General features: G+C 70.9%; 13 protein-coding genes and 2 pseudogenes. 9 read left to right on the forward strand and 6 right to left on the reverse strand.

The window, feature by feature from the left end; genetic code table 11:
- Positions 1-191: 191 nt before the first annotated feature.
- Positions 192-509, reverse strand: a pseudogene (locus tag ABT403_RS13985) (hypothetical protein); the annotation flags it as partial.
- 481 nt (positions 510-990) lie between these two features.
- Between ABT403_RS13985 and ABT403_RS13990 the strand changes: the two are divergent.
- From ABT403_RS13990 to ABT403_RS14015, 6 genes and pseudogenes are all read left to right on the forward strand, one after another.
- Positions 991-2134: pseudogene (locus ABT403_RS13990) on the forward strand (Mu transposase domain-containing protein); the annotation flags it as partial.
- A gap of 268 nt (positions 2135-2402) precedes the next feature.
- Positions 2403-3122, forward strand: a complete 720-nt coding sequence (locus ABT403_RS13995) for a toxin-antitoxin system YwqK family antitoxin (RefSeq protein ID WP_344151932.1) — start codon at positions 2403-2405, stop codon at positions 3120-3122.
- 42 nt (positions 3123-3164) lie between these two features.
- Complete coding sequence (locus ABT403_RS14000; protein WP_344151935.1) at positions 3165-3383, forward strand: hypothetical protein; 219 nt, start codon at positions 3165-3167, stop codon at positions 3381-3383.
- 161 nt (positions 3384-3544) lie between these two features.
- Positions 3545-3874, forward strand: coding sequence for a hypothetical protein (locus ABT403_RS14005; RefSeq protein WP_344151938.1), 330 nt, complete (start codon positions 3545-3547; stop codon positions 3872-3874).
- Position 3875: 1 nt separating this feature from the next.
- Positions 3876-4229 carry a transposase gene (locus tag ABT403_RS14010; RefSeq protein WP_344151941.1) on the forward strand — a complete coding sequence of 118 codons (354 nt, stop codon included), beginning with the start codon at positions 3876-3878 and terminating at the stop codon, positions 4227-4229.
- Positions 4230-4588: 359 nt separating this feature from the next.
- Complete coding sequence (locus tag ABT403_RS14015; RefSeq protein WP_344151944.1) at positions 4589-5185, forward strand: hypothetical protein; 597 nt, start codon at positions 4589-4591, stop codon at positions 5183-5185.
- A 361-nt stretch (positions 5186-5546) separates the two neighbouring features.
- Here the strand turns inward: ABT403_RS14015 and ABT403_RS14020 are convergent, their stop codons facing one another.
- A complete protein-coding gene (locus ABT403_RS14020; RefSeq protein ID WP_344151947.1) occupies positions 5547-6797 on the reverse strand; it encodes a hypothetical protein in 1251 nt (416 codons plus the stop codon).
- A 137-nt stretch (positions 6798-6934) separates the two neighbouring features.
- Here ABT403_RS14020 and ABT403_RS14025 point away from each other — a divergent pair, with 137 nt between their 5' ends.
- Together ABT403_RS14025 and ABT403_RS14030 are read left to right on the forward strand one after the other, a co-directional pair.
- Positions 6935-7105: a hypothetical protein gene (locus tag ABT403_RS14025; protein ID WP_344151950.1), complete on the forward strand. Its 171-nt coding sequence runs from the start codon at positions 6935-6937 to the stop codon at positions 7103-7105.
- Positions 7106-7259: 154 nt separating this feature from the next.
- Positions 7260-7433 (forward strand): CsbD family protein, encoded by a 174-nt coding sequence (locus ABT403_RS14030; protein ID WP_344151953.1) that lies wholly within the window; start codon positions 7260-7262, stop codon positions 7431-7433.
- Between the two features lie 391 nt (positions 7434-7824).
- Here the strand turns inward: ABT403_RS14030 and ABT403_RS14035 are convergent, their stop codons facing one another.
- The 4 genes from ABT403_RS14035 to ABT403_RS14050 all read right to left on the reverse strand — a co-directional run bounded on the left by ABT403_RS14035 (position 7825) and on the right by ABT403_RS14050 (position 11865).
- Positions 7825-9168 carry a lipase family protein gene (locus ABT403_RS14035; protein ID WP_344151956.1) on the reverse strand — a complete coding sequence of 448 codons (1344 nt, stop codon included), beginning with the start codon at positions 9166-9168 and terminating at the stop codon, positions 7825-7827.
- A gap of 251 nt (positions 9169-9419) precedes the next feature.
- The gene (locus ABT403_RS14040; RefSeq protein ID WP_344151959.1) at positions 9420-10592 is read right to left on the reverse strand and encodes a hypothetical protein; all 1173 of its coding nucleotides are present in this window, start codon (positions 10590-10592) and stop codon (positions 9420-9422) included.
- A 425-nt stretch (positions 10593-11017) separates the two neighbouring features.
- Positions 11018-11185, reverse strand: coding sequence for a hypothetical protein (locus ABT403_RS14045; RefSeq protein WP_344151962.1), 168 nt, complete (start codon positions 11183-11185; stop codon positions 11018-11020).
- Positions 11186-11427: 242 nt separating this feature from the next.
- Positions 11428-11865, reverse strand: coding sequence for an ATP-dependent DNA ligase (locus ABT403_RS14050; RefSeq protein WP_344151965.1), 438 nt, complete (start codon positions 11863-11865; stop codon positions 11428-11430).
- 443 nt (positions 11866-12308) lie between these two features.
- On the opposite strand from ABT403_RS14050, the gene ABT403_RS14055 reads away from it, so the two are divergent.
- Positions 12309-12863, forward strand: coding sequence for a DUF4232 domain-containing protein (locus tag ABT403_RS14055; RefSeq protein WP_344151968.1), 555 nt, complete (start codon positions 12309-12311; stop codon positions 12861-12863).
- Positions 12864-12974: the final 111 nt, after the last annotated feature.

Consider the following 12974-nt stretch of genomic DNA (forward strand, 5'->3'; position numbering starts at 1 on the left):
ACGCGCACGCCGCGATGTCCGCGGTGGCAGAGCGTGAACGCGACGGGTTCCATCTCCCCCAGGGGGACAGGATCGACGTACAGGCCTTCGGGGCCGGTCTCCAGGCCCGTGACACCGCGCTCCGCAAGGTCGAGGGTGCCCGCCATGGCGCCCAGGTGGATCCCCTCGCTGGTGGTGCCACCCTGGATGTCCGTGACGTCGCCGAGGAGTACCCCCTGACAGTACTGCCAGGCGTCCGGGCCCTTCTGGCGGGCCAGCACGCAGCCGTGGACGAGGCTGCTGAGCGTCGATCCGTGGCTGGGGCGCGGCAGGTAGTACGCGACGGTCGCCCGCCACACCGCGTCGTCGGGCCGGTGGTCGAGCCGGGCGAACAAGACCCCCAGACGTCCTGGCGGGAGGCCGCACAGGACTGCAGGCGTGCTGGAACGCTCGGCCCCGGCCGGTGCGTGCCCGTACCGGCAGTCGCGGAGTGAGCTGCACGGCAAACCGTATGCGGCGGCCCGGAGCACAGGCTGCAGGCGGAGACAAACCGGACCTGGACCCGTATGCGGCGCCCCGGCACAGGCTGACCAGGACGGCCGGACCGCTCAGGAACGCGCGGACTGACTCCGCCTGCACCAGGCCGGGGTGGCGGCCGGCGGCAGTGCGAAAAGGTGTTCCACCCCCTGCACGACCAGCTCCTACCAAGCCGCTCCGTCCGCACCCGGATACCCCGCCGTCCGGGAGGCGGCCATCACCAGGCCCGTGAGAACGTCATGGCCGGTGCGGCCCACTCCCGGGGCGCGGGCTCCGCGGGCGCGGCCGGCCAGACCCGGCGGTCGTCGGGGTGATGAGGCGGGCGGCCGAGACGCGAAGGGCGGGCACGCCACCCCAAGCCGTACGCCCAACCGTCCTCGCCCACCTCGGCGTGAAGCAGATCGCGGGAACGGATCCCAGGCCGTCGCCCGACCTTGCGACCGCCATCACGGTCACCGCGCTCCCGACTCGAAGGCGGCCGAGCTGGCCGGGTGCGACCACCACACCGTGCGGCGCTACGTGCAGTTGCGCGGGCAGGGGGTCGATCCGACGGAGCGGGCGGTGCGGTCGAAGCTGATTGACGACTTCCTGCCGAAGGTCGAGGAACTGGTCGAACGGTCCCGCGGCCGGGTCGGCGCCGACACTGTTCACAAGAAGATCGCCGCGATGGGCTTCACTGGCGCCGACCGCACCACCCGCCGGGCCGTCGCTGCGGCGAAGGAGTCCTACCCGGCCGGGAACCGCAGGGTCTTCCGGCCGTGGATACCCGAGCCGGCGATGTGGCTGCAGTGGGACTGGGGTGAAGGCCCGCGCATCGACGGAAGACGCACCAGCCTGTGGTGTGCGTGGCTGGCCTGGTCCAGGTTCCGGGTGGTCATCCTGGTGCTCGACAAGACCCTGCCCACCGTCGCGGCCTGCCTGGACGCGACGTTCCGGACAGTGGGTGGGGTGTGCCGACCTACTGCCTGACCGACAACGAGAAGACCGTCACGGTCGAGCACGTGGCCCGGATCGCGGTCCATAGCCCCGAATTGGTGCCGATCGCCCGCTACTACGGCACGGTCGTCCGCTCGTGCATGCCGGCCGACCCCGCCTCGAAAAGCGGCACGGAGGCGACCGTTCGGACCGCGAAGCGGGACCTGGTCCCCACCGCGGCCAACCTCCGCGCCGACTACGGCGACTTCGCCGACTCCAACAGGCCTGCGAGGACTTCATGGCCGAAGTGAACGGCCGGATCCACCGCGAGACCCGCTGGATCCCGGCCGAATTGCCGGCCGAGGAACGGCTTCGGCTGCACCCAGTGCCCGAGCAGCCGTTCACCGCCGCGTTCGGCGAGACCCGACGGGTCGGCAAGGACTCCACGATCTCGGTCGAGTCTGTCCGCTACTCGGTCCCGCACCAACTCGTCGACGAGCGCGTCTGGGTCCGCTTCCACGGCGACGGCCTGATCGTCACCGCTATGACCGCAGGCAGCACGGTCGAGGTAGCCCGCCACCCGCGCTCGACCCCGGGCACTCCGCGGATCGCCGACGAACACCACCCCGAAGCTCCGCTCGGCGAATGCACCCCAAGGCCGACGAACCCGGCCGAGGCCCAGTTCCTCGCGATCGAGCCCGGGGTGGCGCGAAGCGTCAACCGGGATCCGGCCGGGTGACCCGATCCTGCTGGCGCCGGACTACCGCATCGACGAACTCCTCAGCCTGTACACGCGCAGCAGTCCGTTCCGCGGCTATACGAAAGAGACGAGCTTCGGCTCGACGGCGTTGTTGTCGCCGGGTGGATCGTTCGGCAGGATGCGAGCGGTGACGGCGGCGGGAACCCTCCCGATCGCCCCGGGCGTCGTACAGGGACGGGACAGTTCGTTCGCTTCAGGGAGGGGTGGGTCCATGCGCGGTGACCGGCCGACCGAGGACCAGTTGACGAGGACTTTCGGCGCCGTGCTGAAAGAGGTGCTCAGTGGTCAGGGTTTGCGGACCTGCACTGGGCTCGACATGGCAACGGATGACGCGCTGTGGGAGATCGCCAAGTATGGTCCGGGGGCCCCTGCCGAACTTGTCGACGCCGCCCGTGCCGCCTTCGCCGGGCAACTGGACGGCAGCAACGCCGCGCGCTGGCGCGCAGAGCTCAGGCGCAAGTTGGCAGCGCGCGGGCAGCGCGCCGCCGAGCGCGTGTCAGGGCCCACCACCGAGGCTCGTGGTGGTGCTGAGCCGCCAGCGAAACCGCTTGGCGCGACGCCGACTTCAGTACGGGTGATGCGTATCAAAGGCGATCAGACCTACTTGGACGAGTACGGACGCACCTGTCACGCAGGGGAACTGTTCACTGGGGAGGTCGAGGAAGTCGCGGACAACGGGCACACCGAGCTGCTCGGCACCTACTGCTCGGGCATCGAGCACGGGCGGCAGCAGGAGTGGTGGCCGGACGGGACCAAACGGGCCGAGGGCGTGGCCATCATGGGTGCCGCGGTAGGTGAGTGGCGGTACTGGCACGCCAACGGCCGACCGTCGGAAGTGGTCATTTTCGATGAGAACGGCCGGGAGATGTCGAGAAAGCGCTGGAATGCCGTAGGTGAGCTGATCATGGATCACGTGACGCGCCGGGCCTGATCCTTAGGCAGGATCGCTGGAGCGCTCGTTCGGCGAGTCGGCGTGAGTGACGCCCGTCGTGGCTCCGTGGCCGTCGGCGTCGACGCCGCCTCGCACTCCTGGCTCGCGGCGGACTGGGTCGCATCGGAGAACGGCGACGACCAGTACGTCAGACAGTCCGCCGGTGGTCCCGTCGAGGCCCGGATCGGCGGGACCGTCGTGGCGGGTGACCAGGTGAGGGTGGAGCTGACGGTCTGCCTCGGATGCGCTGGCGCTCAGTAGGCGCACGTGGCTGCCAGCACAGCCAGTCGGCGGCTGGGTTCTGGGTCGTTGGTGGGGTGTGGGCAATCCGGTGGGGGGCGCGCGGCATCTGTCGCCGTCGGCGCAGGGCCCTGCGACTGCGGGCGGTGGCTGCGTTGGTGGCGGGGCGGGACCGTGAGGACGTGGCAGCGGTCTTCGGGGTGTCGCTGAAGGCGGTCGACACGTGGTGGGCGAAGTGGCAGGCCGTCGGCCGGGAGGCGCTGGCCATGCGGCCGCAGGGCAGGCCGGTCGGGGTGCACCAGGTGCTCGGGGAGGCCGAGCAGGCCGTCCTCGACCACCGGCCCTGTGACGTGGGACTTTCCGGGCAGTTGTGGACCACCTGGGGCGAGAAGGGCAGGACACCGGTCGCACGGCGGAGCGGGAACCGGTTCTCGGTGAGCGCGATCTCGGCAATCAGCACCAAGGGCGGGTGCACTTCATGGTCTTCACCGAGAGCTTCACCGCCGAGGTGATGTGCCGTTTCCTGGACCGGCTCGCCGGCCACTTCGACCACAAGTTCCACCTCGTCGTCGACGGGCACTCCGCCCACCGGTCCAAGAAGTCCGCGACTGGCTCGCCGCCCACCCCGACAACGTCGAGCTGCGCTTCCTGCCGCCCTACGCACCCGAGCTGAACCCCGACGAGCTGGTCAACCCGGACCTCAAGCACAGCCTGCCCAAGCAGCACCGGGCCCGCGACCAGGCCGCACTCGCCGCCGAGATACGCCGCTTCTTCCACAGACCCCAACGCCAGCCCCGCATCGTCCGCGGCTCCTTCGGCGGCCCGCACGTCCGCTACGTCCTGGACGAGAAGCCCATCAGTTTCTGAGCAATAGGTGTGCTGTCGCATGAGGTTGGTGCCGCCTCAGCGTCGGGAGGCGGCACGGCGGCGGTCGGTGCCGGGGAGGGGCGTGTTGTGCCAGGCGGCGAGTCGGATGTACGTGGGTGAAATGTCGGCGCTGATGCCGACGCGTCCGGGGGCCTTGGCAGCCGCTGTGGTGGTGGTGGTGCCGGTGCCGCCGGAGGGGTCCAGGACGGGATCGAGGGCTCCTTCCAGCCCTCTGGGGAGGGCCTGGGGAGAATGCGCGGCTCCACACCGGGGAACCGACCGCCCCCGGCCGTCCGTCCTCCGAGCGGAGTGGCAGGCACTCCGGACAAGCGGTGCCCGGCGGGGGGAAACGACGACCCATGACATGGGAGTTGGTGGGGGGTGTGTTCGGCGGCCTGCTGGCCGTCGTCGTCCTCGTCGAGATCATCCGTTACGTCCTTCGGCCGCCGGAAGCGCCCTTCGTCCCCGGCCACCATCTGACCGCCGACGGCGCGCGGCTGGCCCGGCGCCTCGCCGCCCAGTACGACGCGCGTTCGCCAGCGCACCGGGTCCTGGTCTCTCTCCTCTCCCAGCGGAACGCCGCGATAGGCCGATGGGGCGAGAAGTGGACCTCCGCCCCGCCCGTCGATCCGGCCACCCACTGGGAGGGTTGGCGGGAGATCCTCGGGCGCCGCGACCGGCTCGCCCGCCGACTGGTTCGAGAGGTGTCCTTCTCCATCGGGATCAAGGACCTCACATACGGCGGGCCTCGGACCATCCACCTGTGGGAACCCGACGTCCCGGCCTGGGTCGACCGGCTGGAGCCCGCCCCTCGGACCGCGGCCTTCGAGATCCTCAACAGGACCCACCCGAGCCGGCGGTCGGAGCGGCTGGTCGACTCCCAGACGGGCATCCTCGCACTCCGCCACGGCATGACGTTGCTGGTCATCGTCCCGCGCACCCATCCGAACCCCTAACGAGCTCGTGCACGGTAAGCGGTGAGACGTCGAAAGCTGCGGCGGGGGCGGGGCTCACCGCTGTCGGCGCGGGCTGAGGTCGACGGTCTGCTGGTGTGACAGCAGACTGGCAACGGGCGCCGGCAGCCGCGCCTTGGCCGTGACCGATGTCGCCCCGCCGACGAGCCACGGCCGGAGCAGGCAAGCCCGTGGGCGGGGGTGGCTTGCCCAGGCTCTTCTTGGGCTTGCCCAGCACCTCTCAGCGGCCGACCGTTTCGGGGTAACAGGAGCTACGCCGGTGCGGGTCGTCAACGCCGATCTCGGCCGTGTAGCCCATACGTTCCCGAGCCTTCCTTCGCTTGCTACGGGGTGCTGCGGTACTTCAGGCGCCGCGGTGCGCTCCGACGAAGGACTGGAGGGCTTCCTGCGTGTGTGGAAGGCCGAGTTCGCGCAGCCGGTCGGCGGACGAGCGGATGAGCCAGGCGTGCCGGTGGCCGGCGAGATCGTGCAGCAGTTGCTGCTGCGCCGCCGTCAGGTCGGCGTAGCGGGGCGCGGGGTGCGGCTGCGGTGCGTGGAAGAGCTTCTCGAACGCTCTGCGGGTGCGGGACCCGGAGGAGTCCCAGACGATGCGGGGCAGGCATGCGTGGAGCGTCTCGCGCACGATGGCCGGGTCCGAGCCGGGCGGGAGCGAGTGGAGGGTGCGCTCGATGTGGGCGTGGAGGTCGCCGTCGCAGTAGTCGGTCACGCGGTCGAACGGGCTGCGGGCCGCAGCGGCGAGTTCCGCGATGGCGCGGCCGAGCAGACCGGGGCCGGCGGGCGCTTCGTCGAGGGCGGCGAGGCGGATGAGGGCGGTGGCCGCGGCCCACCGCATCAGCGGGTCCGCGGCATCCAGGTAGGGGGTGATGTCCCCGACCGTGGAAACAGGACTGACAAGGCCGGCGGCGAGCAGCGCCGTGGCTGCGGTGACCGAATCCTCCTCGCGGGCGGCGAGGGCAAGGAGGCGGGGCAGGGAGGTGGCGTTGAATTCGGGGAACCAGGCCAGGAGGTAGGCGATCCGGGTCCGCAGACGGGCGTCGGCATCATCGAGCAGGACAAGAAGGCCGGGAAGTTCAGCGAGGACCGCGTCGTAGGACTGCAGCGCCGACCACCGGGAGTCGGGCGAGTTGCCGGCCGCCACCCAGTCCCGCAGTTCCTGCGCCTGTGCGCGCTGGTCGGCATCCGTCGCGGCGGCCACCTGCTCCTCGAACCAGGGCAGCAGGTCCTCCGGTCCGACCTCCGCCGCGGCCGCACGCCATCCGGTCACGTTGATGCCGGTGGTCACGTCGTACTCGTCGTGCCAGTCCACGGCCAGCCGGGTGAGCAGCCACATCGTATCCTCGCGGGCGGCCGCGGGGCCGGCGACGGCGATCCTCGCGAGGAACGGCACGGCGACCGGAGAGGCCGAATACCGGCTGCCCTGATGAAAAATGCTGATGAACAGGCTCTTGAAAGCCTGCTCCCGCGCCTCGTCGTCGTTCCCGCACAGGGTGCGTAGGTGTCCTGGAACGTCCTCCGCCGACTGGTAGGCGTGCGACAGGCTGGCCCAGTCCACATCATCCAGCCCTGCCAACAGCTTCTCGTACTCGTTGATCACCGAAGAAGGATGGCAGGAGGCACTGACATGGCCTCCACCGGCACAGCAGCAGCTCGTCCCGCCCGAGCGGCAGCGGTCCACAACGTGCTGCAGGTGGGGCATCACGGCGAGCAGGTCTGCGGAACCTCCAGCAGCAGGTGGGGCACTTCGCAAAGATCCCCATCAGCGGCGAGGATCCACAGGGCAGTGGGACGGCCCAGGGCACGCAGCCGGGCCTCGCGACCTCCGCGGCCTGGAAACTGCGGGCCAGTCAGGAGATGGAGCAGCTCGCCCCCGTGGCCGTCCCGAAGCATGCGCCGCTCTGCTGACCATGGCCGCCCAAGACCGCGCCGGCTTCAGGTCCGCGGCGGGCCCAGCTCCAGCCCCGTCCCCGCGACACACCGGACGGCCCAGGTTTGCCTGTCGCGGATGCGAGCAGGAGAGCGGTCACGACCGATCCGGTACCACACGAGGAGGTCCCCCATGTCGGGCACCGAGAAGACCAAGGCCACCGCCGAGCAGGCCAAGGGCAAGACGAAGGAAGCCCTCGGCCGCATGACCGGCAGCGAGCGGATGACCGCCGGAGGCCGCGCCGAACAGGTTAAGGGCGATGCCCGCCACGCCAAGGAGAAGACCAAGGACACCTTCCGCCACTGACCGCGGACACGTCCCGTGCATGGTGCTGCGGCCCCCGACCCGCTCCCCCGGGTCGGGGGCCGCATCCGGGCGGCCTCATCCCGGTCCGCCCTGTACACCCACCGCTCCTCGCGGCAGCTGAGCGTGTACTACGGGTCCGGGCGCAGGCTGGAGGCATGCCTGACCAGCCGGAGATCGTGATCCACCCCGCGTCGCCGAGGGGTGGGCGGAAGGTGACCGTGCGCGCGCTGGGCGTGGACGCAGACCTCGGCCACGCTCCGGGGAGGACAGCTGCCGGGCCACGAGGATCCCCCCTTCAGTCAGTTCACGCAGCGTAGGGAGCGCGGGATCAGGCAGGCCGATGATTCTCTATGCGGTCTTGGCGAAGTTCGCTGCGGCCCCCGTCAGGTCCTCATCCGGCGGGGAATGTCTCGTCAGCCGCAAGTGAGTTGCCTTCGGCGATGCTGCCGCAGGAGGACGGGGCCTCCTTGCCGGCGAACCGGGCGCGCAGCCAGGTGAGGGCGGTGGGCACCGTGGCTGTGGGCGCGGTCAAGTGGCTGAGGACGTCGTACTGCTGGTACCAGACTGCGGCGTCGCCCTCGGCGCAGTACTTCCGCGCCAGCGCCCGTGTGTCCCCGGCGACCGTGATGCCGTCGCCCGAGCCGATGCCCGCGATGTTGCTGGTGGTTCCCTCCAGGAAGCCGGCGTTGCCCTGGCCGATGTAGCCGGGGACGGTCGGGGTCGGTGCCAGGCCGAGGTTGGACCTATTGACCGCCTCGACGAGCTCGGGTACGGAGTTCGGGTTCGCGTACTCCGGTTTCGCCATCTTCTTCCACGTCAGACCGGGGTAGTGGCCCAGCGCGTCGGCGATCGAGGAGTGCTGGTGCTCGTCGACCAGCTGCTTGCCGTAGTCGTTCAGGTACTTCTTGAGGTCGAAGTCGTACGAACGCGCTTGCCCGATGAGCAACTCCGGGATGAGCCCGGACCACACCTGACTGCCTTCGATGTACCTGAGGATGTGCGAGGGCTTCACGAGCACCCCGCCCTCGGCGTATCCCACCAGGCGCTTGTTGACGTCAGGGGCGTACGTGGGCGCGAGGGAGGCGGCCCAGTTGGTCGCGACGGCGCCGCCGGAGTAGCCCATGAGGCCGACGCGCGCACCGGGGCTGATGCCGGTCCGCGACTCCGCGCTGGAGGCGGCACGCAGGGAGTCCAGCGTGTTGTACCCGTACTCGCGGGAGGCCGCGAGGTGGGCGGCCTCCCCCTCGGTGTCAGGGAGGACGACGTCGTAGCCGGACAGCAGGAGCGGCGCCAGGAGCGTGGACTCACCGTTCGCGATCAAGCCGCCGGGCAGCTTGACGTTGCCCGCGACCGCCCGGGATGGACCGTCTTCGGGGTCGAGCGAGTCGTAGAATGACTGGTACGACACGACCTTGCGGCCGTCGCCACCGGGGCTGCGCAGCACGGAGGTCACGCCTGCGGACGGGTGGCCCTGCGCGTCGGTGGTGCGGTAGAGCAGCTGCGTCGCCTGGAGGGGGGTCGCGATACCCAGGACGTGGTACGGCAGCGTCCGGACCTTGAGCACGTCCCCGGGACTGTACGAGGACAGCGGCTTGCTGCCGTTGTAGGTGTAGAACGCGTCGCTCCCGGCAGCCGTCGACGAGGGCTGCTCCTGAACGCCGGACGCGGCAGCGGGCACGGCGGCGACGGCGACGACGCCTGTGATCGCAGCGTGCCACACTCTGCATGTGCGCATGACTCTCCCAAACGGTGTAAGCGGATCAGAGAGATGACCGCTACGGCCCGAAGGGGCGAGTGGCCGAAGGTCGGTTCCGGCGCAACCTAACAAAGGCACACGGAAGTTGGCCAGGGTGCGCCGGAGTTGCACGGGACGAACGGCGGCCGAGTCAGTGCCCCCGCTCCGCCAATTCCGTTGTGCCTCTGACCGGTCGGAACGGTGCAGCGCCGGGGCCCGGTTCGTTCGCCGGGCCTCCGGCCACCGTCTGATCAGACCTCGGAGGCGACGCCTGCGGCGGAAGCGCTCCGGCTACGGGCCAGGTATGCACACCGGATTCCACCGCGCGGGTGCCACTCCGGGACCGGCTCGGCAGACGCGCGGTGCTCTCCGCACCAGGGGACAGGGACGACACCGCCGCAGGCGTGGCGGTCACACGCGCAGGCCTCTCCCGATCCCGCGCACGCCAGCCCATGGCGAACCACTCCGCCCGCCTGCCTGTCCGAGGCCGTGCCCCGGAGGGCGGCTGGCCATGCCAGGGTCACCTTCAGCCCGCCCGATCCGGTCCGGAACCGGTCGATCACCCGCACCTCACCGGGCACCGCCAGTGAATCCACGCCCGGCACGGTCAGCCGGCGCAGTGGCGCTCCGAACGTTCCGGCCGTCAGCTCTGCCAGCGCGTCGGCGTCGGCGTCGGTGGTCCAGCCCGAGAGCTGGTCCTCGTCCTCGGCGTTGTCCGCCAGGAGCAGCCGCGGGCCGTCGAGGCGGAGCCGAGTCGGGCCTTCGGCGCCGTCAAAGAGCATCATGGCCGGCGGGATCTGCGAAGGGATCTCGATCTCGTCGTGATCGAGGAGCCAGGCGGCCACCGCGCGGCGGTCGAACTCCGGGTGCACGTCCGTCCCGCCCACCGGGTCCGGGGAGTCGGCGTGCCTCCGGCGCCAGTTCACCACCGCCGCGCGACCCACCCCGGCGATCATCGCCACCTCCCCCAGCAGCACCACGTCCCGCCCCGGGGTGACCGCCGCCAGGCCCGCGAGCGCGAGCGGCGGCCCGCGGCCACGGTGCGCAGCGCTTCCCAGTCGGCTCCGGGCCGCAGGACGGGGAGCAGGGCGAGAGCCCCCCCCCGAGTACAGGGCCGTGGTCCAGCCGCCGTGGGACTTGTAGTCGATGCTCACGGAGGTCGACGGGGAGATCCATCCGAGTCGGACGACCTGGTCGTAGTCGACCCTGCGCACCCCGAGCCGGCGCGCCGCCTGGTCCGGGCCCGGGAGAACGTACCGGTCGAGGAGGGCGGGCAGGTCCCGGCGGCGGGCGAGCGCGGCCACCTGGTCCGGGTGGACGTCGGGGTACTGAGTGTCGCCGCCGAGGTAAACCAGCAGGCCGGCCTTCACCAGGTGCCCGACCGCCGAAGCCGTCACCCTCGGCCGCAGGATCGGCAACGGCACGCCCAGAGCCTGCGTCAGCCGGTCCGCCGCCACCCCCGCACCAATCGGCCCCCGCAACGCCGCACGGACCGCCTCCGGGTCGGCGGCCTCCACCACCGCCCTCGACCATCAGCGCGGACCCGTCTCCGCCGGCGGGACCAGACCCGAGCCCGTCGCCCACCGCCAGGCTGCCACGGACACCTTCAGCCGGCCCCGCAGCCCTGTACTCGTCGTAGCACTCACGCCGCACACCGATGCCGAAACACACCCCACACGCACACCAGGCGACCCGCCAGCCGAGCCGCGCGCAAACCATGACAGCCAAGCCAAAAACGTCAAGAGCCATTGTTTCACCGCGAGTTGAGTACATACCGCACCTATCGCCTACGCGTACGCGAGGGTCGGATTCATCCGCCCGGAGGACGGGGCCAGCTGTGCTGCGGCGGTCAGCCGACCGCCGCCGTGGGCCCGGCCCCGAACGGCGGCACGTCGCCGGCGGTCACGTCCAGGCGGATCCGCTGGAACCGCAGCGGATGGCGGAACACCCCGTGGTCCACCGCCCGTTCGGCGCTGACCTCCGCCACCGTCTCCGGGCGCACCAGCACCACATCCAAGACGTCCCGGCTCCCCCACGCTGCGATAAACCGCACCCCCGTCCAGGGGTTCCCCGGCACGGCCGGGTCAAGGTCTCCCCGACCTGCCGGGAGACCTCCGGGCGCGGCGTGACCGTGTGGCCGACCGGACGCAGCCGGCCCGCCTCGTCATAGCGACCCAGGACCAGCAGCTGGGGACGGGTCAGGGTGCCGGTGATCGCGCCGATGACCGCCTCGGTGCTGTCGCGCCTCCTGATCTTGGTCTAGCTGCCGCGATAGCCCGGGAGATATCTCCCGGTCAGGGGCTTGATCACGATTACCTCGACCCCGGACACCTCGGTCCAGGTCTGGAGCCACTCGCGGGCCTTGGCGAGGTCCGTGGTCATCGGGCACAGGGTCCGCGGGGCCGTAAGGGCGTGGTCGGCGAACAGCTGCTCCAGGAGGGCTCGCCGGTCGGCGTAGGGGCGGGTCAGGAGTTCCTGACCGCCGATCTGCAACACGTCGAACGCGACGAAGTAGGCCGACCACTTCGCCGCGAGGGTGGCTGCGCCGCAAGCACGGGAGGCGGCCCGGCGCTGCAGCGCCCCGAAGGACAACCGGGCTTCTTCGGTGTCCCAGACGACCAGCTCGCCGTCCAGGACCAGGCCGGCGGGGAGCTGCGCCTCGGCGGCGGCCACCAGGTCCGGCCACCGGTCCTGCACCAGCGCCCCGCGTCGGGTCTGACCGTCCCGCCCGGGCTGGCCGGGGTGAACAGCAGCGCCCGGGGCCCGTCGAGCTTCTGCTCATAGGCCACCCCCGCCCGCAGCGCGGCCGGGCCCGGCACCGACTCGGCGGCCTGCGCGAGCATCGGCTCAACGGGCGGTCGCAACGTCACAGGGCCTCCCTCGCCCTCTCCTCCTCCCTCCAAGGTCGACCGAATCCGTCGAGGACGACGCCCCACCTCGCCCACCTGGGGCTTTGCGGGTTGTCCCGTGCCGCTGGATCTTGAGCGTTTGCCATCGGAGTTTGACCGTTCCGTCACAGGTGGTCGCCACACGGAACCCTGCCGCTCTCCCGCCCATATCTTCACTCACGTACCACGCGTACCGCGGGCAACAACCGACGACCGAAACCCGCGAACAAGACGACTCAGGGGGACGACAGCATGCGTCACAGCAACGGCATTCGCAGGGCGGCTCTGGCGACGACGGCGGTCACGGCCGCCGCCATGGCGGTGACCGGCATCCTGCCCGGCACCGCCATGGCGGCGAGCACCACCACCACCTCCACCCCGCCGCCGGCCTGCCCGGCCTCCGCCCTCCAGGTCAGCGCCTGGCAGGCCGCCCACCGGCCCGTCGGGACCGGGACCGGGGCGGCGGTCGTACAGTTCACCAACGTCTCCCAGAAGACGTGCGTCCTGAAGGGCTATCCGACGGTCACGGGCGCCGGCAATACCCCGCTCAAGGTCACCCCCACCGGCAAGGCGGCCACCGTGACGGTCCGGCCGCAGGGCAAGGCATGGGTGAAGCTGACCTTCGTCCAGGTCCAGGGGGAGGGCGACGGCTACTGCGTGTCGGGCAAGACCCCGGCGGCGTACCCGACGATGGTCATCGGACTGCCTCACTCCGGGAAGCACCAGGTCGCCCTGAAGGACGGGTGGTGGGCCCACTGCGACAACAAGGTGACCGCCACCCCGGTCTCGACGGTCAAGCCTTCCTGACTCCCCGTCACCACCAATCGAGCAGTTGGCATGACGAACGCAGGGCTCTGACATACCCGTCTACGAGGAACTGCACATAAGCGCTGGTCAGCGACTCAACGCACCTTCGGT

Source organism: Streptomyces sp. NPDC000075, from assembly GCF_040301925.1.
Taxonomy (GTDB): domain Bacteria; phylum Actinomycetota; class Actinomycetes; order Streptomycetales; family Streptomycetaceae; genus Streptomyces; species Streptomyces polychromogenes.

Coding starts and splice junctions, on each gene's coding strand:
- ABT403_RS14030 (WP_344151953.1), top strand. CDS start 7,260: ATGTCGGGCACCGAGAAGACCAAGGCCACCGCCGAGCAGGCCAAGGGC.
- ABT403_RS14035 (WP_344151956.1), bottom strand. CDS start 9,168: ATGCGCACATGCAGAGTGTGGCACGCTGCGATCACAGGCGTCGTCGCC.
- ABT403_RS14015 (WP_344151944.1), top strand. CDS start 4,589: ATGACATGGGAGTTGGTGGGGGGTGTGTTCGGCGGCCTGCTGGCCGTC.
- ABT403_RS14055 (WP_344151968.1), top strand. CDS start 12,309: ATGCGTCACAGCAACGGCATTCGCAGGGCGGCTCTGGCGACGACGGCG.
- ABT403_RS13995 (WP_344151932.1), top strand. CDS start 2,403: ATGCGCGGTGACCGGCCGACCGAGGACCAGTTGACGAGGACTTTCGGC.